This window comes from Streptomyces sp. NPDC001315 (assembly GCF_042896175.1).
Classification (GTDB): domain Bacteria; phylum Actinomycetota; class Actinomycetes; order Streptomycetales; family Streptomycetaceae; genus Streptomyces.
In genome coordinates, this window is sequence record NZ_JBIAWZ010000005.1 from 533,808 (window position 1) to 559,746 (window position 25,939).

The following is a 25,939-nucleotide window of genomic DNA, read 5'->3' on the forward strand; positions in this document are numbered from 1 at the left end:
ACATGAGCGAGCAGCACACCTACCGGGTGATCGTCCGGGGAACCTGGGACGGACTCACCGACGAGGCCCGTGCCCGGCTGCTCGCCGAAGCCCCCGAGCACGGCATGGCGAGCATGCGGTTCTGCGAGGAGGGCTCCCTGTCGTACGAGCCGGTGCCGCTGAAGCACTTCTCGATGCGCTACGTCGTGGTGTCGGACGCGGCGGACGGCGAGGAGATGGCGGGCGCGATCGCGGAGGACCGCGCCGAGGCCGCCCTGCGGGGACTCGGCTACGGCTTCGGCGCGCTGAAGTCGACGGTCACGGACCTCGACACGATGAAGGTCAACCGGAAGCCCGCATCTCGGCGGTGACGGCCCAGCGTTCGTGGTCCCGCCAGGCACCGTCGATGTGGAGCATGTTGGGTGAGAAGCCCTCCAGGCGGAAGCCGCAGCTGCGGGCGAGGGCGACCGACGCGGTGTTGGCGGGCTGCATGTTGATCTCCAGCCGGTGCAGCCGCATCGGCCCGAACGCGTACCCCACCACGAGGTCCAGCGCCTCACGCATCAGTCCGCGCCCGACCGCGTGCGCGAAGGCGCCGTAGCCGAGGGCGCCGCTGAGGAAGGCGCCCTCGACGATGTTGTTGATGTTGACGAACCCGGCGATGGCGCCGCCCTCGTCCTTCTCGCAGACCAGGAACCCGGCCTTCGTCCGGTCCTCGATCAGCCGGCCCGCGTAGGCGGTGTACGCGTCGGCGGTGTCCGGCGGGAACAGCCACGGGTGGTGCAGGTCCTTGCTCTCCCGGACCCGGGCGGTGAACTCGGCACCGTCCTCGTAGGTGAAGTGACGTATACCCACGCGGGGGCCCTCGGCGAGGTAGCGGGATACGGTGTGCGGCATCCCTCCACCCTACGACGGCCCGTCACCCGCGCTTCCTGGAATACGCCCGTACAGGGCACCGATGGCCCCGGCGGCGAGCAGCGCCGTCCGCAGCGGACGGGCCGGCCCGGCCGCTCAGCTCAGCGCGGGCTCGTCGAGCGTCAACGTGCCGGTGTCCGTGTCGAGTTCGGCGGTCACCCCGAAGGGAACCGTCAGCGCCCCTTCGCCGTGGCCGAATCCGAGCTCCTCCACGACGGGGACGCCCAGGCCGCCGAGGCGGTCGGCGAGGACGGCGCGCACCTCGTCGTACGGACCACAGCCGGCCCAGGACCCCAGCGCGATCCCGGCGACGCCGTCGAGCCAGCCCGTGCGCAGGAGCTGGGTCAGCATCCGGTCGATCCGGTACGCCCGCTCGCCGACGTCCTCGAGCATCAGCAGCCCACCCCTGGCGCCCGGGTGGGCATGGGGGGTGCCGAGGTCGGAGGCGAGCATGCTCAGACAGCCGCCGAGGGTGACGCCGCGCGCCCGCCCGGGGGTGAGCGCACCGCCGCCCGAGGTGAGGGTGCGGACCGTCTCGGGCGCGAACAGTGTGGCCCGCAGGTGCTCCTGGGCCCGCGCGCTCTTGATGAAGTCCACGCCGGCGGCCGCGGGCCCGTGCAACGTGACCAGGTCGAGGCGGGTGGCGAAGGCCTGGTGCAGCACGGTGATGTCACTGAAGCCGACGAACACCTTCGGTCCGGCCGCCCGCATCGCCGTCCAGTCGAGCAGGTCGACCATCCGCTGGGCCCCGTACCCGCCCCGCGCGCACAGCACGGCGTCGACCGACGGATCGCACCAGGCGTTCTGGAGGTCGGCGGCTCGGTCCACGTCCGCGCCGGCGAGGTAGTCCAGCTCGCCGTGCCGGTCGAGCACATGAGGTGCGGCCACCGGGTCGAGGTCCCAGCCACGCAGCACATCGAGGCCGGCCTGAAGCCGCTCCTCCGCCACGGGCCCGCTGGGCGCCACGACGGTCACCCGGGCGCCGGGGGCGAGCCGGGGCGGTCGCAGGAGTTGCTTCACTTGACGAGCTCCAAGGTCGCAATGCCGGGCGGGTTCAGCGCGAACACCTGCGCGTACAGGGAGAGTTCGGACTCCAGGACGCGCACCATGGTCTCGGCGCGCCGGAACCCGTGCCCCTCCCCCTCGAAGGCGATGTACGCGTGCGGCACCCCCCTGCCCCGCATCCGGGCGAGGAACCGTTCGCACTGCGCGGGCGGGCAGATCACGTCGTCCAGGCCCTGGAGAAGCAGGAAGGGCGCGGTGACCCGGTCGGCGTGCTCCACCGGCGAGCGCTGCGCGTACCGGGCGGGTACCTCGGCGAGCGGCCCGACCAGGCTCTCCAGGTACTGCGACTCGAAGTCGTGGGTCTCCCCGGTGGCCCAGCCGGCAAGGTCGAGGATGGGATAGATGATCGTGCCGCAGGCGTAGACGTCGGTGCTGGTGAGGGAGGCGGCGGTGGTCCAGCCGCCGGCGCTGCCGCCACGGATGGCGAGCCGGTCGCGGTCGGCGGTGCCCTCGTCGGCGAGGGCGAGCGCGACGGCCGCGCAGTCCTCGACGTCGACGACGCCCCACTGCTCGCGCAGCCGGTTGCGGTACTCCCGGCCGTACCCGGTCGAGCCGCCGTAGTTGACCTCGGCGACGCCGATGCCGCGCGAGGTGAAGTAGGCGATCTCCAGGTCGAGCACGAGCGGCGCGTGCCCGGTGGGCCCGCCGTGCGCCCAGACGACGTACGGCGGCAGTTCGGCGGCGGGTGCGGCGTACCCCGGGTGGTGCGGCGGGTAGATGTGCGCGTGGATGTCGCGTCCGTCGGGGCCGGTGAAGGTACGGATCAGCGGCTCGGGGTAGTGGGCCGGGTCCACGGCGTCGGTGTGGGGGGAGCCGACGACCCTGGCCCGGCCGGTTCGGGTGTCCAGCTCGACGATCTCGTAGGCGCTGCGCGGGCTGGCGCCGACGGCCACGACCCGCTCGCCGTGCACCGCCAGCGTGGGCGCGAACTCGGTCCAGGGGCCGGCCGCGTCGACGACCTCGCCGGTCTCGGGATCGAGTATCCCGAGTGCGGTCGCGCCACGGCCGTGCACGACGGCGACCAGTCCGCTCTCCAGCGGGGCGAACCAGCGGTGCCCGAGCTTCCACAGGGGGCCGCCGAACTCCTCCTCGCGGGGGCAGAGGGGCTCGCCGTCCTGGTACAGGTTCCACCAGCCCATACGGTCGCTTGCATACAGTAGACAGCCGTCGGTCGACCAGTCGACCTGCGCGATGGACTCCTCCGGCCCGCCGGCCACCGTCCGGGCCTCCCGGAAGGTGCCGTCGTCGCCGACCTCCGCCACTACCAGCTCCGTGCCGTCCCACGGCATCCGCGGATGGTCCCAGGCGAGCCAGGCGGCCCGCCGCCCGTCGGGCGAGAGCCGCGGCCCGGTCACGAACCGGTGCCGGTCGTCGCCGAGTTCACGTACGGCGTCCCGGTCCTGCGCGGCCGAGCCGTCCAGCGGTACGGCGGCCAGGACCCGGCGGACGTCGGTGGGCCCGTCGCCGGTGAACTCCTCCAGCACGCACCACACCTCCCCGCGGTCCAGGCGCAGTTGCGGCTCCGCCCAGCGCAGTCCGCCGCCCACCGGGGAGACCGGGGTGAGCGGGCGCGGCTCGCCGCCGGGCTCGAACCGGTACAGCCGCTGGTCGGCGAAGTTCACGAACACCACGAGCGGCTCGCCGTCCCGCAGGACTCCGGCCCAGGGCTGTCCGCCGTACTCGATGACGCGGCTGCGCACGTTCCACGGCGCGGGCAGCACGGACTCCTCGGTGCCGTCGGCGCGCCGTCGGACCAGGGTGCGCCGACCACCCTCGGCGGGCCGTGGCGCCGTCCACCACACCTCGTCGCCGACGAAGCCGACGTACTCGGGGTGCCCGTCATGGGCAGCGGCGAGAGCCGCGTCGATGGGCGAGGGCCAGGAACCGTAGGCCAGGGTCTGCACGTTCTCCCCCACTCGCCTAGGCCGTCCGCAGGAAACGGTCGAGGACGCGGACACCGAAGTGCAACGCCTCCACGGGGACACGCTCGTCGACCCCGTGGAAGAGGGCCTGGTAGTCGAGGCCCTCCGGCAGCTTCAGCGGCGCGAACCCGTAGCCGGTGATGCCGAGCCGCGAGAACTGCTTGGCGTCCGTGCCGCCCGACATGCAGTACGGCACCACGTGCCCCTCGGGCGCGAACTCCTTGACCGCGGCGCTCATTTGCGCGAACGTCGGCGAGTCCACCGGCGCCTGCAGGGCGACCTCACGATGGTGGAACTCCCACTCCACGTCCGGCCCGGTCAGCCGGTCGAGGGTGGTGCGGAACTCCTCCTCGCCGCCGGGCAGATAGCGTCCGTCGACGTACGCGACGGCCTCCCCCGGGATCACGTTGACCTTGTAACCGGCGTCCAGCATCGTCGGGTTGGCGCTGTTGCGGACGGTCGCCTCGACGAGCTTGGCGGCGGGGCCGAGCTTCTCCAGCAGCGCGTCCACGTCGGACAGGTCGGCGTCGACGCCGTACAGGGCGGCGAGTTCGGTGAGGGCCGCGCGCACGGTCGGGGTGAGCCGCAGCGGCCACTCGTGCTCGCCGATGCGGGTGATCGCGGCGGACAGCCGCGTCACCGCGTTCTCACGGTTGACCTTGGAGCCGTGCCCGGCCCGCCCGCGCGCGGTGAGCTTCAGCCAGCCCGTGCCACGCTCACCGGCGGCGATGGGATAGATCTGCCGCCCACCGCCGTCGTGGAAGGTGAACGCACCCGACTCGCTGACGCCCTCCGTGCACCCCTCGAACAGCCCGGGGTGCCGGTCGGCGAGAAAGCCCGAACCGTCCTCGGCGCTGGCCTCCTCGTCCGCGGTGAACGCCACGACGATGTCCCGCCGGGGCCGCACGCCGTTGCGCGCCCAGTCCCGCACCACGGCGAGGATCATCGCGTCCATGTTCTTCATGTCGACGGCGCCACGCCCCCACACGACCCCGTCGCGCACCTCGCCGGAGAACGGATGCACACTCCAGTCCTCGGCCTGCGCCGGCACCACATCCAGATGACCGTGGACGAGCAGCGCGTCCGCCGACGGATCGGTGCCCTCGATACGGGCGACGACGTTGGTCCGCCCCGGGGTCCGCTCCAGCAGCACGGGCTCGAGCCCCGCCCCGGCCAACTGCTCGGCGGCGTACTCGGCGGCGGGCCGCTCCCGGCAGTCCCCGCCACCCCGGTTGGTGGTGTCGATCCGGATCAGGTCGGACGTGAACCGGACGACCTCGTCCAGTGCCTGCTCGTCAGCCATACTGCTCCTCCACCGCAGCCGAGACGATCGTGGTGACCGCCTTGAAGCTGCGGATCCCCTCGTACATGGTGTCGCTGGTGTACGCGACCTTCCGCTCCCCGATCCGGTCCACGCCCGGCACCACGGTGGCCGCCATCGCCAGGTGCTCGGCGTCGAACTCCAGGGCGATCGTGAACGGGCCCCCGACCACCGGCTCGTGGCGCACCGCCAGCGCGGCTGCCTCCTTGGCCGCCGCCCGGATGTCGGCGGCGGTCCTGGCCGGCGTACGGCACACGGCCGCGTACCGCGACACATGGTCCTTGACCGCGACCTTCAGCGCCTCCGGCGCGTACCCCAGCGCATCCTCGCAGGCCACGTCGTCGCCGGTGACGAGGATGACGGGCACCCCGTACTCGGCGACCACATGCGCGTTGAGCAGCCCCTCGCTGGCCCGTACGTCGTTCACCCACACCCCGGTGATCGAGTTCGCGAGGTAGGTGTGCGCCAGGACTCCCTCGGCGCCGGCGCCCGCGTGGTAGCCGACGAACGCGATGCCGTCGACGTCGCCGTGCTGCACGCCCTCCACCATGGACAGCGCCTTGTGCCGCCCGGTGAGCATCTGCGCCCGCTCGTCGAGCCGCTCCAGCAGCAGATTGCGCATGCTCCAGTGGGCCTCGTTGATGAGCACCTCGTCGGCACCCCCGTCGAAGAAGCCGAGCACGGCGGCGTTCACGTCCGAGGTGAACATCGACCGGCACCGCTCCCACTGCGGAGTCCCCGGCAGCACGTCGGCCGGCCAGGTGACGCCGGTGGCACCCTCCATGTCGGCGCTGATCAGGATCTTCATGGTGCGCCACGTTACGCGTCGACGGGAGAACCGGCCAGGACCCGCCGTCTCCGTCGGCGGCCCAAAGCCGGGTCCCCAGGTTTGGCGCGTCCCACCAGGCCCTCCGGCACACCGCGAACGGGGAACGCGAGCGATGACCGAACACCTACTGGCGGCGGAGCAACTGGAGGCGGACCGGGCCCACTTGCGGGCCGTGCCTACCGGATGCCGGGCTCGCCGAGTGAGGCCGAGGACGCCGTGCAGGAGGCATGGCTGCGGGCCGGTCGCGCCGATGTCGGCGATGTGGGGAACGTCACGGGCCGGCTGACCACGGTCGTGGGGCGGATCTGCCTCGACACGCTGCGCTCACGGCGGGCCCGGCGCGAGGAACCCCTCGACGTCCAGGTGACCGACCCGGCACTCGGGCCGCGGGACGGCGGCGACCCGGAGGAGGAGGCGCTGCCGGCCGACTCGGTCGGGGTCGCGCTGCCGGTGGTGCTCGACACGCCGGCACCGGCCGAGCGCTGGCGTTCGTCCTGCACGACATGTTCGCGGTGCCCTTCGACGCGATCGGCCCGCTGATCGAGCGCACCTCGGCCGGCACGCGGCAACCGACGAGCCGGGCGCGGCGCGGGTCAAGGGCGCCGCGCCGGCCGCCACACCCGACCTGACGGGGCAGCGGGCGGTCGTGGACGCGTTCCTGGCCGCCACCCGGGCCGCCACCCGGGCCGGCGACTTCGACGCGCTGGTCTCGCTGCTCGCTCTTCTCGGCGGCGTCGAGCAGCCGGTACGCCGCCTGCCCCGCGAGGTCGGCGTGCCGGGCGTGGTCCAGGGCCGCGGCGGCAGGGCGGCGCCCATGACGTGCGGGAAGCGGTCGGCGAGGAAGCGGGTCCGGGTTTCACCGCGGCGCTCCGGCGGGCGGGCCCGCCCGCCCCCCTTGCGCCGGGTCAGTCCTCGTGGCCCAGCTGGAGGTCCCGTTCCGTGCGTCCACCGCCCGCCACTTGCAGCACGGTGGCCACAGGGGGATACCCGGCAGCGATCACGGTGTACTCGCCGGAGGACAGGTCCACGAACCGGAACGTTCCGTCAGGTCCGGTGGTGAGCGTGTCGACGACGTTGCCCGCCGCGTCGAGCAGGGTCACGCGCGCGTCCTCGACGGCCCGCCCGCCGCCGGCCCGCACGGTGCCGCGCAGGACTGCGCCGCCCGCGAGTTCGACGTCCTGCCGGGTCTCCCGGGAGGCCTGGACCGTGACGGGGAGCGCGGCCGGGCGGAAGGCGGGCGCGCTCGCGGCGAGGGTGTACTCGCCGGCCACCAGCTCGGTGATCACGTAGCCGCCCTCGCGCGCGCTGCGGGTGCTGGCCACGACCTCGCCATGGACGTTGGTGAGGGTGACGGTGGCGTCCCGCACGGGCGTGCCGTCGGCGGTCAGTACGGCGCCCGCGAGGCGTCCGGCGCCGCCGAGGACGACATCCAGCTCGACGGGGCGCTCACCGACGGTCACGGAGACGGCCTGGGGCTGGTGTCCGCCCGCGGCGGCGATCAGGACGTACGCCCCGGATCCCGGCGTCGAGAGCGCGTACCGCCCGTCCTCGCCGCTCGCGCCCCGGCCGATCTGCGCTCCGACGGCGTCGATGAGGGTGAGGGCAGCGCGGGGCACGACGGTCCCGTCGGGGTGCTGCACCGTGCCGCAGACGGGGATTCCCGCGGCGTACGGCGAACGGGCCTGCGGAACGGTGGCGTGCGCGTGCGCGGACTCCTGTGTCGCGGCGGCGGGGGTGTTGTGGGACACCAGTGGTTTCTCCTTGAGGAAGAAGGCGATGAACAGGCCGAGGACGAGCACCGGCACGAGGTAGAGGAAGATCCGCGGCATGGCGTCGGCGTAGGCCCTGATGTAGGCGTCGCGCAGCGCCGGGGGCAGCGCGTGGACGAGCTGCGGGGTGAGGGACTCCGGATCGGGGAGGCGGGCGCCCGCGCGCGCGGGGAGGCGTTCTTCGAGGGCGTCGGAGAGCCGGCCGGCGAAGAGGGTGCCGAAGATCGCGGCGCCCACGCTGCCGCCGATCTGCCGGAAGTAGTTGTTGGCGCTGGTGGCGGTGCCGAGGTCGGTGGGGCGCACGGAGTTCTGCACGGCGAGGACCAGGACCGGCATCACCATGCCGATGCCGGCGCCGAGGACGGCCATCCAGATGCTGTAGTGCAGCCGGGGCGTGTCGACCTCGAGCCGGGACAGCAGCCACATGCCGACGGCGGACAGCGCGCCGCCCAGGACGGGGTAGATCTTGTAGTGGCCGGTGTGGCTGATGAGCTGCCCGGAGACGATGGAGGCGCCGACGATGCCGCCCATCATGGGCAGCATCAGCAGCCCGGACTCAGTGGCGCTCGCTCCGTCGACCATCTGGAGGAAGGTCGGCAGGTAGCTCGCGGCGCCGAACAGCGCGACACCGACGACCAGGCCCACCAGACCCGTGACGTTGAAGACGGCGTCCCGGAACAGCCTGAGCGGGATGAGGGGTTCGGCGGCGTGGTGCTCGGCGACGAGGAAGAGGACGGTGGTGACGACCGCTCCGGCGCCGAGGCCGAGGATGACGCGTGAGTCCCAGGCGTATTCGGTGCCGCCCCAACTGGTCAGCAGGACCAGGCAGGTGGAGGCGGCGGCGAGCAGCAGGGCGCCGAGGACGTCGAGGCGCGGCTTGACGTCGGGCTTCGGCAGCTTGAGTACGACGGTGACGACGGCGAGGGTCACCAGACCGAAGGGCACGTTGAAGTAGAAGCACCACCGCCAGGACAGGTGGTCCGTGAAGTAACCACCCAACAGCGGGCCCGCCACGGAGGCCAGGCCGAAGGCCGCTCCGATCAGGCCCATGAACCGGCCGCGCTGCCGTGGCGGCACGATGTCGGCGATGATCGCCTGCACGCCGATCATGAGCCCGCCGGCGCCGACGCCCTGCACGGCGCGGAAGGCGATCAGCTGGTCCATGGTCTGCGCGCGACCGGCGAGCGCGGAGCCGACGAGGAAGACGACGATCGCGAACTGGAAGACGCCCTTGCGGCCGAGGAGGTCGCCGAGCTTGCCGTAGACCGGAAGTCCGATCGTGGAGGTGAGCAGATAGGCGGTGATCGCCCAGGACATCCTGTCCAGTCCGTGCAGCTCGCCGACGATCTTCGGGAGCGCGGTGGCCACGATCATCTGGTCCAGGGCGGCCAGGAGCAGCGCGAGCATCAGCCCGGAGAAGACCAACCGGATCCGGCGCGGGGCCAGTTCCGCGGTTGCGGCCGGCTCGGGAGCGGGGGCGTCCGGGGGCGCCGTCGTCGGCTCGCCCTTCACCAGAGTGATCCCGCCCACGTACCGCTCCCCTCGTCACGCCTGCCACACAATTCCCGCTTAAAGCGACAACTGCGAGCAAGCGCGACGAGTTACGGCACAACCGCGCGCAATATGGAGATCCACTCGAACCGGTGAGGGGACCAACGCCCCATCAGGACCGGCCCTTTGGGCCGGGAAATCCTACTTCTCGACCTCGGACGCGAGCTTGGCGAGGATCGCGTCGTAGATCCGGCCGAGACCCTTGGGGGCGAAGGTCTTCTCGAAGAAGCCACCGATGCCGCCGGCGCCCTTCCAGGTGGTGGTCACGACGACGCGGGAGGATCCCTCACCGGCCGGGGTGACGCGCCAGGTGGTGACCATGGAGGAGTTGCGGTCCTTCTCGACGAGCTCGCCGTCGGTCGGCTCACTGACCTCCAGCAGGCAGTCGCGCACGCGCTTGCTGGTGGCCTGGAGCTTCCAGTGGACGAGGGTGCCCTCGCCGTCGCCGCCCTCGCGCACCTCGTACTCGCTGAAGTGCTCGGGCAGGAGCTTCACACGCGTGCCGCTGTAGTCGGCGAGGGCGTCGAACACCTTCTCCGCGTCCGCCGCGACGACCCGCTCCGTAGTGGCCTCGACCTGCGCCATGGACTTCCTCCAGCACCTGAGTTCTCGGGGTTGGAGCAAGCCAACCACCCCTCTCCCCGGCCACCCAAATCGGGGTCTCGGAAGTGATCGAACAGGGTGCACGACCCGATCGGGATCGGTGCCCGCACGATCATGGGAACACATGTTCTAATCTGGGGACAGTGCTACCGAGGAGGTGTCATGCGCTGGGAGAACCTCGCAGCGGAGTCCGGCCACGAGCGCGCGGCCGATACCGCGCTGTTCGGCGCGGACGCGGTGACCACCCGTACGTTCGACACCCCGGAGTTCGCGGGGATCACCTTCCACGAGATCCGGGCCCGCTCGATCATCAACCGGGTGCCGGGCGCCTCGCGCATGCCCTTCGAGTGGACGGTCAACCCCTACCGGGGCTGCACGCACGCGTGCGTGTACTGCTTCGCCCGCAAGACGCACAGTTACCTGGACCTCGACACGGGCCTCGGTTTCGACAGCCAGATCGTGGTCAAGGTCAACGCTCCGGAGCTGCTGCGCCGCCAGCTCGCCTCGCGCCGCTGGCAGGGCGAGCACATCGCGATGGGCACGAACGTCGACTGCTACCAGCGCGCGGAGGGTCGCTACCAGCTGATGCCGGGCATCCTGACCGCCCTGCGCGACCGCGCGAACCCCTTCTCGATCCTGACGAAGGGCACGCTGATCCTGCGCGACCTCGACCTGCTGACCCAGGCCGCGCAGGTGACGGACGTCGGCATCTCCGTCTCCGTCGGTTTCACCGACCCCGGGCTGTGGCGCACCGTGGAGCCCGGCACCCCGACCCCGGAGCGCCGCCTGGACGTCGTACGGACCCTGACCGACCAGGGCATCGGCTGCGGTGTGCTGATGGCGCCGGTGATCCCCTTCCTGAGCGACCACCCGGCCCAACTGCGGGCCACCGTGCGGGCGATCGCGGCCTCGGGGGCCACGTCCGTCACTCCCCTGGTCCTGCACCTGCGCCCGGGTGCCCGCGAGTGGTTCATGGCCTGGCTGGGGCAGCACCATCCGCAGCTGGTGCGCCGTTACGAGCGGCTGTACGCGGAGGGCGCCTACGCACCGAAGTGGTATCAGCGCCGGGTCACCCGTCAGGTCCACGAACTGGCCCAGGAGTACGGCATCGGCCCCGCGCGCGCGGGAGCGAACCGGCGGATCCAGCCCCCTGAACCCGAACAGGCGCCGATGTCCGAACCGACCCAACTCTCGCTGATCTGAGAGCGTTCGAGCGCATCCGGCGCGCAATTGGGTCAAGTAATGCCAGAACGCGTCCTTCCGGGCGCGCTTTCCGGGACGATGCGGCGGGGACCGTGAACCTCTCGGTCCGACCCCCTCCGTCCTGGGAGGACTGCATGAGGAAACGCGCAGCCGTGCTGTGCGCGGCCGCCGCCGTCGTGGCCGGAACGCTCACGGCCGTGCCCGCCGACGCGAGCCCGTCGTGGACCGCGGACACCGCCCCCGCCGCCAAGGTCACCTGGAAGAAGTGCGGCACCACCGACTATCCGAAACTCCAGTGCGCGTCCCTCGAGGTGCCGCTCGATCACGCGAACCCGCGCGGGCAGCAGGTCACGCTCGCGCTGTCCCGGGTCCCGCACACCGCGACCAAGTACCAGGGTCCCCTGCTGGTCAACCCAGGTGGCCCGGGCGGCAGCGGTCTGACCCTCGCCGGCTTCGTCGCGTCCTCGCTGCCCGAGGCGGTGGCGGCGCAGTACGACGTGATCGGCTTCGATCCGCGCGGAGTGGGCGCGAGCAAACCCGCGCTGGACTGCGAGCCGGGCCACTTCGAACCGGTGCGCCCGGACTCGGTGCCGAGCACGCCGGCCGTCGAGAAGGCCGGCCTGGCGCGCGCCAAGGCGTTCGCCGACGCCTGCGGCAAGAAGTACGCGCGCGTGCTGCCGTACATCGACACGGTCAGCGCCGCACAGGACATGGACTCGATCCGGCAGGCACTCGGCGCGAAGAAGGTCAACTACCTCGGCTACTCGTACGGCACCTACCTCGGCGCGGTGTACGCCAAGCTCTTCCCGCAGCACGTCCGCCGCCTGGTCCTCGACTCCATCGTCGACCCCACCGGCGTCTGGTACGACGCCAACCTCGGGCAGGACCGTGCCTTCGACAACCGTCACCGGGCGCTGATGAGCTGGATCGCCGAGTACAACGCGACGTACGAGCTCGGCACCGACCCGGCGGAGGTCGAGGCCAAGTGGTACGCGATGCGGGCGGCGCTGGCCAAGAAGCCGGCCGGCGGCAAGGTGGGGGCCTCGGAGCTGGAGGACACCTTCATGCCCGGCGGCTACTACAACGGCTACTGGCCGTACCTCGCCGAGGCGTTCTCGGCATACGTGACGAAGAAGGACGCCGAGCCACTGGTCGAGGCGTACGAGAACTTCGCCGCGGTCGACGCCTCCGGCGACAACGGCTACAGCGTCTACACCTCGGTGCAGTGCCGTGACAGCTCCTGGCCGCGCGACTGGAACCAGTGGCGCAAGGACAACTGGGCGGCGTACGAGGAGGCGCCGTTCATGACGTGGAGCAACGCCTGGTACAACGCGCCGTGTGCCTTCTGGCCGACGGACTCGAAGCGGCCGGTGAACCTCGCCAACGGCAAACTGCCGCCGACCCTGCTCTTCCAGGCGACGAACGACGCGGCCACCCCCTACCAGGGCGGCGCGACGGTCCACCGTCTCCTGGCCCACTCCAGCCTGGTGGTGGAGCAGGGCGGCGGGAACCACGGCATCGCGCTGAGCGGGAACACCTGCCTGGACAAGTACCTGGCGGCCTACCTGACCGACGGCACGGTGCCGCGCGGCCGGGGCGAGGCCGACGCGGTGTGCCGGACCCTGCCCGATCCCAAGCCGCTGACCTCGAAGGTGGCGTCCACGTCGGCACCCGGCTCGACCCTGCACGCTCTGCTCGGCTTCCACGGCTGAGGCCACGACCGGGACCCGTCGGAGGCGCTGTCAGTCCCATGGTTCACGATGGACGCATGAGTGAGCCGACCAGGATCGCCGCCCCCGACGGGGTCGCCCCCGCCGCGCAGTACAGCCACGTCGTCACGGCCACCGGCCGCCTCGTCGCGGTCTCGGGCCAGGTCGCCGTCGACGAGGACGGCAGTATCGTCGGCGAGGGCGACCCGGCGGTCCAGGCCCACCAGGTCTTCCGGAACCTGGAGCGCTGTCTGACCGCCGCCGGAGCGACCTTCGACGACGTCGTCAAACTCACCTACTTCGTCACGGACATGGCGCACATGCCCGCGATCCGCGCGGCCCGCGCCGCGCACATACCCGACGACCGGCTTCCGGCCGCCTCGGCCGTGCAGGTGGCCGCGCTGGTCCGCCCGGAGTTCCTGATGGAGATCGAGGCGTTCGCGGTGGTGGGCGCATGACCGGCCTCGTCGTCCGGGACATGACGCTCGCCGACTGCGGCCGTGTGTCCGAGATCCGCATCCGCGGCTGGCAGAGCGCTTACCAGGGCCTCATGCCGCAGTCGTACCTCGACGCCCTCAGCGTGGCGGAGGACACGGAGCGGCGCCGCACCTGGTTCACGCAGGGCGACGGCAGCGTGGTGAACCTGGTCGCCGAGCGGGCCGGCGAGGTCGTCGGCTGGGCCGCGCACGGAGCGTACCGGGACGGTGAAGTACGCACCGGGGACGCCGAGTTGTACGCGATCTACGTACACCCCGGGCATTACGGCGGCGGTATCGGTCAGGCGCTGCTGACGGCGTCGGTACGACAGCGGACGGCCACCGGGCACGCGCGCATGTTCCTGTGGGTGCTCAGGGAGAACACCGACGCCCGGCGCTTCTACGAGCGGGCGGGCTTCCGGGCGGACGGCGCCGAGGAGCCGTTCGAGGTGGGCGGCGTGGAGGTGCCCGAGGTGCGGTACGCCAAGGAGTTGGCCGGCTGACGGGTCGTTTCCCTCTCGGTTCGCCTCGGGTCGGGTCACCGCTGCCTCGGGATCCGCGCCAGCGCGTGCACCGCCGCCTCCGCGAGCGCCGGGTGCGCGACCGCCTCGTCGAGGACGGGTCTGGCGCGCGCGTCGCCCAGGGCGCCGAGCCCGTCCACGCAGGCGAGGGCCACGCGGCGGTACGGATCGTGCGGGCGCAACCGGCGTCGCAGCGTGGTGATGAGTGCCGGCACGGACTCGGGGGCGCGCAGCTCCACCAGGAGCCGGACCGGGTGCAGGGCGTAGGCCACGCGCAGTTCGTTGGTGGCGAGGGCGGCTGCCGCGCGGGCGGTGCGGGGGTCGCCGAGCCGGGCGAGGGCGTACGCGGCGGAGGCGCAGCGCTGGGGGTCCCGGTGGTTGAGCAGGAGGACGAGCGCCTCGAAGGCGCGCCGGTCGCCCGCCAGCCCCAGCCGGAACGCGGCCAGTTCCCTGGCCCACAGCGGCTGCCCGGGGGCGGTCAGCGCCTCGGCGAGTTCGTCGTGATCCCCGGTCGCCGTCAGCCGCTCGTGGTCGGCCGATCCGCCCGACTCCTTCCGTGAGCGCTCCGTGAGTGATCGCAACTCTTCGTCCATGGAGCCGAGATTAGGGCTGTCGCAAGGTTCTCGGGACCTACATCACAAACTCGGGGGCTGGCGCGCTCGTTACCCACGGGTTAAGCTCAGACGAGCGAGTTACCCACTCGCGTTCCTCCTCGTGCCGGCCTGGTGACGCAGCCGGCGCGAGAGCGGTCGGTTCGGTACCTCGTGTACCTCAGCAGGACCCGGCTCCGGGACAGGGCCGGTCGATTCCCACCGTTCGCTCCGAGGGCGTGTGCACGCCCGCGGCAGACGACGGCACCGGGCGTGTGCGCTCGCAGCCCGACAACACCCGCACTCCTCACGCATCCGGTGCGCCTTTTCGGCGCACCCGGGCGCGCTTCCAGTCGTCACCCTCTCTCCTGGAGTCCCGCGATGGCCACTCCCCTGTCCGACACCTCTCTGTCCCCGCTCAAGACCATTGCCGTGGTCGGTCTCGGCACCATGGGCACCGGCATCACCGAAGTCCTGGCCAAGGCCGGTCGCGAGGTCGTCGGCATCGACATCAGCGAGTCGCAGGCCGCGAAGTCCGTCGCCGCCCTGGAGGCCTCCACCGCCCGCGCCGTGGTGCGCGGCCGGCTGACCGACCAGGAGCGCGCGGACGTCCTCGCCCGTGTCCGTGTCTCCACCGACCTGCGAGCCGCGGCCGACGCCGACCTGGTCATCGAGGTGGCGCCGGAGTCGTACGAGATCAAGCACCAGATCTTCCGCGAGCTCGACGGCATCGTGCGCCCCGAGACGGTCCTCGCCACCGGCACCAACGCGCTGTCCGTCACGCGGCTGGCCGCCGACTCGGCCCGCCCCGAGCGAGTGCTCGGCCTGCACTTCTTCAACCCGGCCCCGGCGATGAAGCTGGTCGAGGTCGTCTCTTCCGTGCTGACCGCGCCGCAGGCCGTCGCGGCGGTCACGGACCTGGCGATCGAGCTCGGCAAGGAGCCCGTCGCGGTCGGCGACCGTCCCGGATTCGTCGCGGACGGGCTGCTGTTCGGCTACCTCAACCAGGCGGCCGCGATGTACGAGGCGAAGTACGCCTCCCGCGAGGACATCGACGCCGCGATGCGGCTCGGCTGCGGGCTGCCCATGGGCCCCCTCGCGCTGCTCGATCTCATCGGCGTCGACACCGCGCGCACGGTCCTGGAGGCCATGTACGCCGAGTCCCGCGACCGGCTGCACGCCCCCGCCCCGATCCTCAAGCAGCTCAGCGAGGCCGGTCTGACGGGCCGTAAGTCGGGCCGCGGCTTCTACACGTACGAGGCCCCCGGCAGCGCCACGGTCGTGCGCGACGCGCTGACGCCGCTGGACGGCGCCGCGCTCACTCCCGGCCGCCAGGTCCGCTCCGTCGGTGTCGCCGGCTCCGGCACGATGGCCTCCGGCATCGCCGAGGTCTTCGCGAAGGCCGGCTACGAGGTCGTCCTCGCCGCCCGCAGCGAGGAGAAGGCGCAGGCCGCCAAGGCCCGTATCGGCAAGTCGCTTTCGCGCTCCGTCGACCGGGGCCGCATGAGCGCCGAGGCCGCCGCGCAGACCCTGGACCGGATCACCCCGGCCGGGTCCTACGACGCCTTCGCGGGCGTCGACCTGGCCGTCGAGGCCGTCGCCGAGGACCTGGAGGTCAAGCAGCAGCTGTTCGCGACGCTGGACAAGGTCTGCAAGCCGGGCGCGGTCCTGGCCACCACCACGTCCTCGCTGCCGGTCGTCGCGTGCGCCCGCGCGACCTCGCGTCCGCAGGACGTGATCGGCATGCACTTCTTCAACCCGGCGCCGGCGATGAAGCTGGTCGAGGTCGTCCGTACGGTGCTGACGACGGATGACGTCCACTCGACGGTCCGTGAGGTCTGCGTCAAGATCAAGAAGCACGCGGTCGACTGCGGTGACCGAGCCGGCTTCATCGTGAACGCATTGCTTTTCCCCTATCTCAACAACGCGATCAAGATGGTGCAGGAGCACTATGCGTCTCTCGACGACATCGACGCGGCGATGAAGTTGGGCGGCGGCTACCCGATGGGCCCCTTCGAGCTCCTGGACGTCGTCGGTCTGGATGTCTCCCTGGCCATCGAGAAGGTCCTGCACCGCGAGTTCCGCGACCCTGGCCTGGCGCCGGCACCCCTCCTGGAGCACCTGGTGGCCGCGGGCTGCCTCGGCCGCAAGACGGGCCGGGGTTTCCGCGAATATGCCCGCCGCTGAGCGCCCAGGCGACTGGTTCCGGTCGGACACGGACTGGGGCGGACTGCTCGATCCGGGCGGGTTCGTCCCGGCCGACCGGCCCGGCCCTCCCCCGCCCGTGGCGGGTGGGGGAAACCCCGGACCTGCGCACCAAGCTGCGCACATGCAGTACGTTCGGGGCATGCCCCAGCCCGCCAAGTCCTCACGTACACCAGCCACGCCCGACGCACCGGAAAGTGCCGCAGGCAGTCGCGCCGCCGCCCAGCGGCTGAAAATGCGCCGCGAACTGGCGGCCGCCGCGATGGAGCTGTTCGCGACCAAGGGGTACGAGGCGACCACCGTCGACGAGATCGCGGCCGCGGCCGGGGTCGCGCGCCGCACGTTCTTCCGCCACTTCCGCTCCAAGGAAGAGGCGATCTTCCCGGACCACGACGACACCTTGGTCCGCGCCGAGGCGGTGCTCAACGCGGCGCCCGCGCACGAGCATCCACTCGACACGGTGTGCCGCGGCATCAAGGAAGTCATGCGGATGTACGCGGCCCGGCCGGAGATCTCGGTCGCCCGCTACAAGCTGACCCGCGAGGTGCCCACCCTGCGCGAGGCGGAGATCGCGTCGGTCGCGCGCTACGAGCGCCTGTTCACCCGTTACCTGCTCGGCCACTTCGACGAGCACGCGCACGACGACGACGCAAACGACGACCCGCTGCTCGCCGAGGTCGCCGCGTCCGCCGTGGTCACCGCCCACAACCACGTCCTGCGGCGCTGGCTGCGGGCAGGCGGCCAGGGCGACGTCGAGGCCCAGCTCGACCACGCCTTCTCGATCGTGCGAAAGACGTTCGGTACAGGCATCGGCGCCGGGCGCGGCTCGGCCCCCCAGTCGGCGACGGCCCCGGCCGCGGTCTCCCGCCAGGGAGAGGTCCTGGTGACGGTCGCCCGCACCGACGCCCCGCTGGACGAGGTCATGCGGACCATCGAGGAGGCGCTCCGCGAGCGCTGACCATCCATCGCCCCTGTGACGACGGCCACCCCATCGGGTGGCCGTTTTGGCATGTCAGAGCACCTTTTCGAGCAGATTTCAGAGCCCGTTCGATCGATCATCGCTCATTTGTTACGTAAAGATTTCATCTGAGAGGAAGTTCTGGCACTCGGTGCCTTGCGGGGTGACACGCCGTGCCATACGTTGGAGATGTCCGGGCGGCCGGCGTGCAGAGACCATTCGTACGTCGGCTGTCCCCGCAACCACCTGGTTCGCGCGCCCGGACGCCTGCGTCACAGGCACCCTCCCGCGCCACAAAGCGCTGCCGAAGCACCACCCCCGCCGAACCGACGGCAACCCTCACACCTCAGCAGCACCGCCGTAACCCTCAGCGCCCCGCCCTCAGGGCGCTCACCGCCGGAGGCAACACCGTGACCACTCAGGACATCCTGGACGCGATCCAGTCGCCGGAATCGACGCCGGCCGACTTCGCCGCTCTGCCCCTCCCCGAGTCGTACCGCGCGATCACCGTGCACAAGGACGAGACGGAACTGTTCGCCGGGCTCGAGACCCGCGACAAGGACCCGCGCAAGTCGCTGCACCTCGATGAGGTGCCCCTGCCCGAGCTGGGCCCGGGCGAGGCCCTGGTGGCCGTCATGGCCTCCTCGGTCAACTACAACTCCGTGTGGACCTCGATCTTCGAGCCGCTGTCGACGTTCGGCTTCCTGGAGCGCTACGGCAAGGTCTCCGAGCTCACCAAGCGCCACGACCTGCCGTACCACATCATCGGCTCCGACCTCGCGGGCGTCGTCCTGCGCACCGGTCCCGGCGTCAACGCCTGGCAGCCGGGCGACGAGGTCGTCGCGCACTGCCTGTCCGTCGAGCTGGAGTCGTCGGACGGCCACAACGACACGATGCTCGACCCCGAGCAGCGCATCTGGGGCTTCGAGACGAACTTCGGCGGTCTCGCCGAGATCGCGCTCGTCAAGTCCAACCAGCTGATGCCGAAGCCCGGTCACCTCAGCTGGGAGGAGGCCGCCGCTCCGGGCCTGGTCAACTCGACCGCGTACCGGCAGCTGGTCTCCCGCAACGGCGCCGGCATGAAGCAGGGCGACAACGTCCTGATCTGGGGCGCGAGCGGTGGACTCGGCTCGTACGCCACGCAGTTCGCGCTCGCCGGCGGCGCCAACCCCATCTGTGTCGTGTCCTCGCCGCAGAAGGCGGACATCTGCCGGGCGATGGGCGCCGAGGCGATCATCGACCGCAACGCCGAGGACTACAAGTTCTGGAAGGACGAGCACAACCAGGATCCGCGGGAGTGGAAGCGCTTCGGCAAGCGCATCCGCGAGCTCACCGGCGGCGAGGACGTCGACATCGTCTTCGAGCACCCCGGCCGTGAGACCTTCGGCGCCTCCGTCTACGTCACGCGCAAGGGCGGCACCATCGTCACCTGCGCGTCGACCTCGGGCTACAACCACGAGTACGACAACCGGTACCTGTGGATGTCGCTGAAGCGGATCATCGGCTCGCACTTCGCCAACTACCGCGAGGCCTGGGAGGCCAACCGGCTCATCGCGAAGGGCAAGATCCACCCGACGCTGTCGAAGGTCTACTCCCTGGAGGAGACCGGGCAGGCCGCCTACGACGTGCACCGCAACCTCCACCAGGGCAAGGTCGGCGTGCTGTGCCTGGCCCCCGAGGAGGGCCTGGGCGTGCGCGACCAGGAGCTGCGCGCCCAGCACATCGACGCCATCAACCGCTTCCGGAACATCTGAGGTCCATATGAGTGAGCGTCAGAAGGACCGGCCGTGGTTGATGCGCACCTACGCCGGTCACTCCACGGCGGAGGCGTCCAACGAGCTGTACCGGCGCAACCTCGCCAAGGGTCAGACCGGTCTGTCGGTCGCGTTCGACCTGCCGACGCAGACCGGCTACGACTCCGACCACATCCTCGCCCGCGGCGAGGTCGGCCGGGTCGGCGTGCCGATCGCGCACCTCGGTGACATGCGCCGGCTGTTCCAGGACATCCCCCTGGAGCAGATGAACACCTCGATGACCATCAACGCCACCGCCATGTGGCTGCTGGCGCTCTACCAGGTCGTCGCCGAGGAGCAGGGCGCGGACGTCACCAAGCTCCAGGGGACGACCCAGAACGACATCGTCAAGGAGTACCTGTCGCGGGGCACGCACGTGTTCCCGCCGGGGCCGTCGCTGCGCCTGACGACGGACATGATCTGCTACACGGTCAACAACATCCCCAAGTGGAACCCCATCAACATCTGCAGCTACCACCTGCAGGAGGCCGGGGCCACGCCGGTGCAGGAGATCGCGTACGCGATGTCCACCGCGATCGCCGTGCTGGACGCGGTGTTCGCGTCCGGTCAGATCGCCGAGGACCGCAAGGGTGACGTCGTCGCCCGCATCTCCTTCTTCGTGAACGCGGGCGTCCGCTTCGTCGAGGAGATGTGCAAGATGCGGGCGTTCGGCCGGATCTGGGACAAGATCACGCGCGAGCGCTACGGCATCGAGGACCCCAAGCAGCGCCGCTTCCGTTACGGCGTCCAGGTCAACTCCCTGGGCCTCACCGAGGCGCAGCCGGAGAACAACGTCCAGCGGATCGTGCTGGAGATGCTGGCCGTGACCCTCTCCAAGGACGCACGCGCGCGTGCCGTCCAGTTGCCGGCCTGGAACGAGGCCCTGGGCCTGCCCCGCCCCTGGGACCAGCAGTGGTCGCTGCGCATCCAGCAGGTGCTGGCGCACGAGAGCGACCTGCTGGAGTACGAGGACATCTTCGAGGGCTCGCACGTCATCGAGGCGAAGGTCGCGAAGCTCGTCGAGGAGTCCCTCGCGGAGATCGAGCGGATCCAGGAGATGGGCGGCGCGATGGCGGCCGTCGAGTCCGGCTACCTCAAGTCGCAGCTCGTCTCGTCGCACGCCGAGCGCCGGGGCCGTATCGAGTCCGGTCAGGAGAAGATCGTCGGCGTCAACATCTTCGAGACGACCGAGCCGAACCCGTTGACCGCCGATCTGGACACGGCGATCCAGACGGTCGACCCGGCCGTCGAGGCCCGCGTCATCGCCTCGCTCCAGCACTGGCGCGACACTCGCTACCAGCCGCCCTTCAACCACCCCCGGCCCTGCAAGGCGCTGGAGCGTCTGAAGGAGGCCGCCAAGGGCACGGGCAACCTCATGGAAGCCACCCTGGAGTGCGCCCGCGCGGGGGCCACGACCGGCGAGTGGGCGGGTGCGCTGCGGGAGGTGTTCGGGGAGTTCCGCGCCCCGACCGGTGTCTCGTCGGCGCCGGTGGCCGTCCCGGCCGAGGCGGGCTCGCCCATGGCCGAGGTCCGCCGCACGGTGGACGTCACCGCCCGCGACCTGGGTGTCGGCAAGCTCCGCTTCCTGGTCGGCAAGCCGGGCCTGGACGGGCACTCCAACGGTGCCGAGCAGATCGCCGTGCGGGCCCGTGACGCGGGCTTCGAGGTGGTCTACCAGGGCATCCGTCTGACGCCCGAGCAGATCGTGGACGCGGCCCTCGCCGAGGACGTGCACGCGGTCGGCCTGTCCATCCTCTCCGGCTCGCACGCTCAGCTGGTGCCGGACGTGCTGGAGCGGCTGCGTGTGGCCGGTGCCACAGATATACCGGTGATCGCCGGTGGCATCATCCCCAATGGTGACGCCGAGCAGCTCAGGGCCGCCGGAGTCGCCGCGGTCTTCACCCCGAAGGACTTCGACATCACCGGCATCATCGGCCGCATCGTCGACGAGATCCGGAAAGCGAACAAGCTCGACCCCCTGGAGGTCCCCGCATGACCACGCCCGTCAACCGTCTGCGTCCGCGACGCTCCTGTCTCGCGGTGCCGGGGAGCAACCCCCGCTTCCTGGAGAAGGCGCAGGGCCTCCCGGCCGACCAGGTCTTCCTGGACCTGGAGGACGCGTGCGCTCCGCTCGCCAAGCCCGAGGCGCGGCACACCATCGTCAAGTTCCTCAATGAGGGTGACTGGACCGGCAAGACGAGGGTCGTGCGCGTCAACGACTGGACGACCGAGTGGACGTATCGAGACGTCGTCACGGTTGTCGAGGGGGCCGGCCAGAATCTCGACTGCATCATGCTGCCGAAGGTGCAGACCGCCCAGCAGGTCGTCGCCCTCGACCTCCTGCTGACCCAGATCGAGAAGACGATGGGCTTCGAGGTCGGCAAGATCGGCATCGAGGCGCAGATCGAGAACGCCCAGGGTCTCAACAACGTCAACGAGATCGCGACGGCCTCCCAGCGCGTCGAGACGATCATCTTCGGCCCGGCCGACTTCATGGCGTCGATCAACATGAAGTCGCTGGTCGTGGGCGAGCAGCCGCCCGGCTACCCGGCGGACGCCTACCACTACATCCTGATGAAGATCCTTATGGCCGCCCGCGCCAACAACCTCCAGGCGATCGACGGCCCGTACCTCCAGATCCGCAACATCGACGGCTACCGCGAGGTCGCCCAGCGCGCCGCGGCGCTCGGCTTCGACGGCAAGTGGGTGCTGCACCCGGGCCAGGTCGAGGCGTCCAACGAGATCTTCTCGCCCTCCCAGGAGGACTACGACCACGCCGAGCTGATCCTGGACGCGTACGACTACTACACGTCCGAGGCGGGCGGCAAGAAGGGCTCCGCGATGCTCGGCGACGAGATGATCGACGAGGCCAGCCGCAAGATGGCCCTGGTCATCTCGGGCAAGGGCCGCGCGGCCGGCATGCAGCGCACCAGCACGTTCGAGATCCCGGAGGGCTGAGCGCCATGCAGTTCGGACGCACCTACGAGGAGTTCGAGGTCGGGGCGACGTACAAGCACTGGCCCGGGAAGACGGTCACGGAGTACGACGACCACCTGTTCTGCCTCCTCACCATGAACCACCACCCGCTCCACATGGACACCAACTATGCGGAGAAGACGACGGACTTCGGCAAGAACGTCGTCGTCGGGAACTACATCTACTCGTTGCTGCTCGGCATGTCCGTGCCGGACATCTCCGGCAAGGCGATCGCCAACCTCGAGATCGAGTCGCTCAAGCACGTGGCGCCGACCTTCCACGGCGACACGATCTACGGCCAGACGACCGTGCTCGACAAGTGGCCGTCCAAGTCGAAGAACGACCGGGGCATCGTCTACGTCGAGACCAAGGGCTACAAGCAGGACGGCACGCTCGTGTGCGTGTTCCGCCGCAAGGTGATGGTGCCGACCGAGACGTACATCAAGGAGCGCGGCGGCGAGCAGCCCGGCCGCCCCGAGCTCGAGCAGCAGGAGAAGTAGTCATGGCCCGTCTCGCCCAGACCGCCGGTCTGACCGACATCCAGCAGGAGATCCTCTCCACCGTCCGCGACTTCGTGGACAAGGAGATCATCCCGGTCGCGACCGAGCTGGAGCACCGCGACGAGTACCCGCAGCAGATCGTCGACGGCCTGAAGGAGCTGGGCCTCTTCGGGCTGATGATCCCCGAGGAGTACGGGGGCCTGGGCGAGTCGCTCCTCACCTACGCCCTGTGCGTGGAGGAGATCGCCCGCGGCTGGATGTCGGTGTCCGGCATCATCAACACGCACTTCATCGTGGCGTACATGCTCAAGCAGCACGGCACGCAGGAGCAGAAGGACCACTTCCTGCCGAGGATGGCGGCCGGCGACATCCGGGGCGCGTTCTCGATGTCGGAGCCGGGCCTCGGCTCGGACGTGTCGGCGATCACCTCGAAGGCGGTGAAGGAGGGCGACGATTACGTCCTGAACGGTCAGAAGATGTGGCTGACCAACGGCGGTACGTCGTCCCTCGTGGCCGTCCTCGTGCGGAGTGACGAAGGCCACCCCGAGGGCACGGCCCCCCACAAGTCGATGACGACCTTCCTGATCGAGAAGGAACCCGGCTTCGGTGAGGTCCGCCCCGGGCTCACCATCCCGGGCAAGATCGACAAGATGGGCTACAAGGGCGTCGACACCACCGAGCTGATCATGGACGGCCTGCGCCTTCCGGCCGATCGGGTGCTCGGCGGGGTCACCGGCCGAGGTTTTTACCAAATGATGGACGGCGTGGAGGTCGGCCGCGTCAACGTGGCGGCGCGCGGCTGTGGCGTCGCCCAGCGTGCGTTCGAGCTCGGCGTCCAGTACGCCCAGCAGCGTCACACCTTCGGCAAGCCGATCGCCCAGCACCAGGCCATCCAGTTCAAGCTGGCCGAGATGGCCACCAAGGTCGAGGCCGCCCATGCCATGATGGTGAACGCGGCACGCAAAAAGGACTCCGGGGAACGAAACGACCTCGAAGCGGGGATGGCGAAGTACCTCGCCTCCGAGTACTGCAAGGAGGTCGTGGAGGACGCCTTCCGGATCCACGGCGGCTACGGCTTCTCCAAGGAGTACGAGATCGAGCGCCTCTACCGCGAGGCCCCGATGCTGCTCATCGGTGAAGGTACCGCCGAGATCCAGAAAATGATCATCGGGCGCAGGCTGCTCGAAGAGTATCGATTCCAAGGCTGATTGTCCTGATACGGGGTGTTTTCTTCGAGAAGAAGATCACACCCCGTCAGCACGCTTCAGCCATCGACTCGGCTTCCTGACTTACCCAGTTGTTGCTGTTAGCCGCTACGATCGCCGGAAAGCCGCCGTCCCCTGATAATGCGCGGCATCATCCGCTACGAAGGTCATCCATGCCCCACAGCCAATCCTCTGCACCTCGCGGCCGGGTCCGCCTCGCGCGCGGAGCATCGCCGTGGCTTCTCCCGACCGTCGCCACCGCAGCCCTCAGCCTGGCCCGCGCACGCCGCTCCGGCGCCGCCAAGGCCGTCGCCGTGCCCGCCACCGCGCTCGCGGCGGGCATGCTGTGGTTCTTCCGCGACCCCGAGCGCGAGATCGCCCGGGGCCGGGTCATCTCGCCCGCCGACGGTGTGGTGCAGAGCATCATGCCGTGGAAGGACGGCCGGACCCGCGTCGCGATCTTCATGAGTCCGCTCAACGTCCACGTCAACCGCGCCCCGCTCTCCGGCACGGTGACCTCGGTCGAGCACATCCCCGGCGGGTTCGTTCCGGCGTTCAATAAGGAGAGCGAGAACAACGAGCGCGTAGTCTGGCATTTCGACACCGAACTCGGCGACATCGAGATGATCCAGATCGCCGGCGCGGTCGCCCGCCGCATCGTGCCGTACGTGCCCCAGGGCACGAAGGTCGAGCAGGGTGACCGGATCGGTCTGATCCGCTTCGGCTCGCGTGTCGACATCTACCTGCCCGATGGCGTGGAGGTCGCAGTCGAGGTCGGTCAGAAGACCGTGGCTGGGGTGACTCGCATTGACCGTGATTGATCCGGAGACCCAGGCGGGCTGGGTGCCCGAAGCCGACGAAGTGGACGAAGCGGAGGAGATGCCCCTCTCTCTCCGCCTCTCGATAGCGGACACCCTCACCCTCGGCAATGCCACGTGCGGCTTCATGGCGGTGTACTTCACCACCACCGGCATCCTGATCCCGCACCTCACCGGCGGCCAGGAGTCCGGCATGGCCCGCCACAGCGCGGCCACGGCGGTCATCCTGATGCTGTGCGCGGCGGTCTTCGACCTCTTCGACGGCCTGGTGGCGAGGAAGCTGCGCTCCTCCCCGATGGGCGCGGAGCTGGACAACCTCTCCGACCTCATCAGCTTCGGCCTGGCACCGGCGTACTTCGTCCTCGTCTACGGCATGGTCGCGGACGACGCGCACCAGCGGGTGGCGGCGCTGGGCGCGATCGTGGTGCTGCTGGCGGTCGTACTGCGCCTCGCGCGCTTCTCGTGCGTGACGATGAAGGACGGCGTCTTCCAGGGCATGCCGAGCCCCTTCGGCGCGCTCACGGTGGTCTCGATCGTGCTGCTCGAGCTGCCCTTCGTGGCGACGCTCCTGGCGATCCTGGGCACCGCCTGGCTGATGGTGAGCCGAGTCGAGTACCCGAAGCCGCGGGGCCGGCTCGCCGGGGCGATGCTCTCCTGGATCGTGCTGAGCATGGGCCTGCTGGCCGCCTGGGCGTTCGACGCCCCCGGCGGCCAGCTGCTCCTGCAGACGGGCTGCGCGCTGCAGCTGGTCATGGGCGCGGTGATCCCGCTGTTCGCCACGGCCCGCCGGGTGAACAACTTCCGCGACAACCGACGCGAGGCGCGGGCGGCCCAGCTGCCGTAGCGAAGGTGAGCGGTACGACGCGGAAGGGCCCCGAACCGAGAGGATGCTGTTGGTTAATCCGGGGCCTCGCGTGACGTCGGCCTTCAAGACCCGGTTGTGGTCTTGAAGGCCGACGTTGTCGTATGGGGTGGGTGCAGATGTCGATGCAGCCGAAGGGATCTGGGGAGATCCCGGCGGAGACGGTGCG

Annotated in this window: 22 protein-coding genes and 2 pseudogenes; 15 read left to right on the forward strand and 9 right to left on the reverse strand. The window is 70.5% G+C overall.

The window, feature by feature from the left end; all coding sequences use genetic code 11:
- The first annotated feature begins 2 nt into the window (after window positions 1-2).
- Window positions 3-350, forward strand: a complete 348-nt coding sequence (locus tag ACFY16_RS18505; RefSeq protein WP_390648160.1) for a DUF6204 family protein — start codon at window positions 3-5, stop codon at window positions 348-350.
- Here ACFY16_RS18505 and ACFY16_RS18510 read toward each other — a convergent pair.
- From ACFY16_RS18510 to ACFY16_RS18530, 5 genes are all read right to left on the reverse strand, one after another.
- Window positions 322-876, reverse strand: coding sequence for a GNAT family N-acetyltransferase (locus ACFY16_RS18510; RefSeq protein WP_390648161.1), 555 nt, complete (start codon window positions 874-876; stop codon window positions 322-324). The two genes, ACFY16_RS18505 and ACFY16_RS18510, sit on opposite strands and share 29 nt — an antisense overlap.
- 114 nt (window positions 877-990) lie before the next feature.
- Window positions 991-1,914: an LD-carboxypeptidase gene (locus tag ACFY16_RS18515; protein WP_390648162.1), complete on the reverse strand. Its 924-nt coding sequence runs from the start codon at window positions 1,912-1,914 to the stop codon at window positions 991-993.
- Window positions 1,911-3,863, reverse strand: coding sequence for a prolyl oligopeptidase family serine peptidase (locus tag ACFY16_RS18520; RefSeq protein ID WP_390648163.1), 1,953 nt, complete (start codon window positions 3,861-3,863; stop codon window positions 1,911-1,913). Before ACFY16_RS18520 ends, ACFY16_RS18515 begins: the two co-directional genes overlap by 4 nt.
- A gap of 16 nt (window positions 3,864-3,879) precedes the next feature.
- Window positions 3,880-5,184, reverse strand: a complete 1,305-nt coding sequence (locus ACFY16_RS18525) for a M20/M25/M40 family metallo-hydrolase (protein WP_390648164.1) — start codon at window positions 5,182-5,184, stop codon at window positions 3,880-3,882.
- On the reverse strand, window positions 5,177-6,010 hold the full coding sequence (locus ACFY16_RS18530; RefSeq protein WP_390648165.1) for a M55 family metallopeptidase: 834 nt from the start codon (window positions 6,008-6,010) through the stop codon (window positions 5,177-5,179). Before ACFY16_RS18530 ends, ACFY16_RS18525 begins: the two co-directional genes overlap by 8 nt.
- A gap of 133 nt (window positions 6,011-6,143) precedes the next feature.
- On the opposite strand from ACFY16_RS18530, the pseudogene ACFY16_RS18535 reads away from it, so the two are divergent.
- Window positions 6,144-6,749, forward strand: a pseudogene (locus ACFY16_RS18535) (sigma factor); the annotation flags it as partial.
- On the opposite strand, the pseudogene ACFY16_RS18540 reads toward ACFY16_RS18535, so the two are convergent.
- From ACFY16_RS18540 to ACFY16_RS18550, 3 genes and pseudogenes are all read right to left on the reverse strand, one after another.
- Window positions 6,743-6,886 (reverse strand): annotated as a pseudogene (locus tag ACFY16_RS18540) (SAM-dependent methyltransferase); the annotation flags it as partial. The pseudogenes ACFY16_RS18535 and ACFY16_RS18540 sit on opposite strands and share 7 nt — an antisense overlap.
- Before the next feature lie 50 nt (window positions 6,887-6,936).
- Complete coding sequence (locus ACFY16_RS18545) at window positions 6,937-9,330, reverse strand: MFS transporter (protein ID WP_390648166.1); 2,394 nt, start codon at window positions 9,328-9,330, stop codon at window positions 6,937-6,939.
- Window positions 9,331-9,492: 162 nt separating this feature from the next.
- Entirely contained in the window at window positions 9,493-9,936 is a 444-nt protein-coding gene (locus tag ACFY16_RS18550) for an SRPBCC family protein (protein WP_390648167.1), read from the reverse strand.
- A gap of 180 nt (window positions 9,937-10,116) precedes the next feature.
- Between ACFY16_RS18550 and ACFY16_RS18555 the strand changes: the two genes are divergently transcribed.
- The 4 genes from ACFY16_RS18555 to ACFY16_RS18570 all read left to right on the forward strand — a co-directional run bounded on the left by ACFY16_RS18555 (window position 10,117) and on the right by ACFY16_RS18570 (window position 13,845).
- Window positions 10,117-11,157 (forward strand): Rv2578c family radical SAM protein, encoded by a 1,041-nt coding sequence (locus ACFY16_RS18555; protein WP_390648168.1) that lies wholly within the window; start codon window positions 10,117-10,119, stop codon window positions 11,155-11,157.
- Window positions 11,158-11,291: 134 nt separating this feature from the next.
- Window positions 11,292-12,869, forward strand: coding sequence for an alpha/beta hydrolase (locus ACFY16_RS18560; RefSeq protein ID WP_390648169.1), 1,578 nt, complete (start codon window positions 11,292-11,294; stop codon window positions 12,867-12,869).
- Between the two features lie 56 nt (window positions 12,870-12,925).
- Entirely contained in the window at window positions 12,926-13,324 is a 399-nt protein-coding gene (locus ACFY16_RS18565) for a RidA family protein (protein ID WP_390648170.1), read from the forward strand.
- Entirely contained in the window at window positions 13,321-13,845 is a 525-nt protein-coding gene (locus tag ACFY16_RS18570) for a GNAT family N-acetyltransferase (protein ID WP_390648171.1), read from the forward strand. Before ACFY16_RS18565 ends, ACFY16_RS18570 begins: the two co-directional genes overlap by 4 nt.
- Before the next feature lie 35 nt (window positions 13,846-13,880).
- Here the strand turns inward: ACFY16_RS18570 and ACFY16_RS18575 are convergent, their stop codons facing one another.
- Window positions 13,881-14,456 carry an adenylosuccinate lyase gene (locus tag ACFY16_RS18575; protein WP_390648172.1) on the reverse strand — a complete coding sequence of 192 codons (576 nt, stop codon included), beginning with the start codon at window positions 14,454-14,456 and terminating at the stop codon, window positions 13,881-13,883.
- Between the two features lie 378 nt (window positions 14,457-14,834).
- Here ACFY16_RS18575 and ACFY16_RS18580 point away from each other — a divergent pair, with 378 nt between their 5' ends.
- The 9 genes from ACFY16_RS18580 to pssA all read left to right on the forward strand — a co-directional run bounded on the left by ACFY16_RS18580 (window position 14,835) and on the right by pssA (window position 25,752).
- Window positions 14,835-16,640 carry a 3-hydroxybutyryl-CoA dehydrogenase gene (locus ACFY16_RS18580; protein ID WP_390648173.1) on the forward strand — a complete coding sequence of 602 codons (1,806 nt, stop codon included), beginning with the start codon at window positions 14,835-14,837 and terminating at the stop codon, window positions 16,638-16,640.
- 142 nt (window positions 16,641-16,782) lie between these two features.
- Entirely contained in the window at window positions 16,783-17,616 is an 834-nt protein-coding gene (locus tag ACFY16_RS18585; protein ID WP_390648174.1) for a TetR family transcriptional regulator, read from the forward strand.
- A 410-nt stretch (window positions 17,617-18,026) separates the two neighbouring features.
- Complete coding sequence (gene ccrA / locus ACFY16_RS18590) at window positions 18,027-19,370, forward strand: crotonyl-CoA carboxylase/reductase (protein WP_390648175.1); 1,344 nt, start codon at window positions 18,027-18,029, stop codon at window positions 19,368-19,370.
- A 7-nt stretch (window positions 19,371-19,377) separates the two neighbouring features.
- Window positions 19,378-21,405: a protein meaA gene (locus tag ACFY16_RS18595; RefSeq protein ID WP_390648176.1), complete on the forward strand. Its 2,028-nt coding sequence runs from the start codon at window positions 19,378-19,380 to the stop codon at window positions 21,403-21,405.
- On the forward strand, window positions 21,402-22,367 hold the full coding sequence (locus ACFY16_RS18600; protein WP_390648177.1) for an HpcH/HpaI aldolase/citrate lyase family protein: 966 nt from the start codon (window positions 21,402-21,404) through the stop codon (window positions 22,365-22,367). The genes ACFY16_RS18595 and ACFY16_RS18600 overlap by 4 nt, the downstream gene beginning before the upstream one ends.
- Before the next feature lie 5 nt (window positions 22,368-22,372).
- A complete protein-coding gene (locus ACFY16_RS18605) occupies window positions 22,373-22,885 on the forward strand; it encodes a MaoC family dehydratase (RefSeq protein WP_214330405.1) in 513 nt (170 codons plus the stop codon).
- 2 nt (window positions 22,886-22,887) lie between these two features.
- Complete coding sequence (locus tag ACFY16_RS18610; protein ID WP_390648178.1) at window positions 22,888-24,093, forward strand: acyl-CoA dehydrogenase family protein; 1,206 nt, start codon at window positions 22,888-22,890, stop codon at window positions 24,091-24,093.
- A 170-nt stretch (window positions 24,094-24,263) separates the two neighbouring features.
- Window positions 24,264-24,911, forward strand: a complete 648-nt coding sequence (locus ACFY16_RS18615; protein ID WP_390648179.1) for a phosphatidylserine decarboxylase — start codon at window positions 24,264-24,266, stop codon at window positions 24,909-24,911.
- A 22-nt stretch (window positions 24,912-24,933) separates the two neighbouring features.
- Window positions 24,934-25,752: a CDP-diacylglycerol--serine O-phosphatidyltransferase gene (gene pssA, locus ACFY16_RS18620; protein ID WP_351142228.1), complete on the forward strand. Its 819-nt coding sequence runs from the start codon at window positions 24,934-24,936 to the stop codon at window positions 25,750-25,752.
- Window positions 25,753-25,939: the final 187 nt, after the last annotated feature.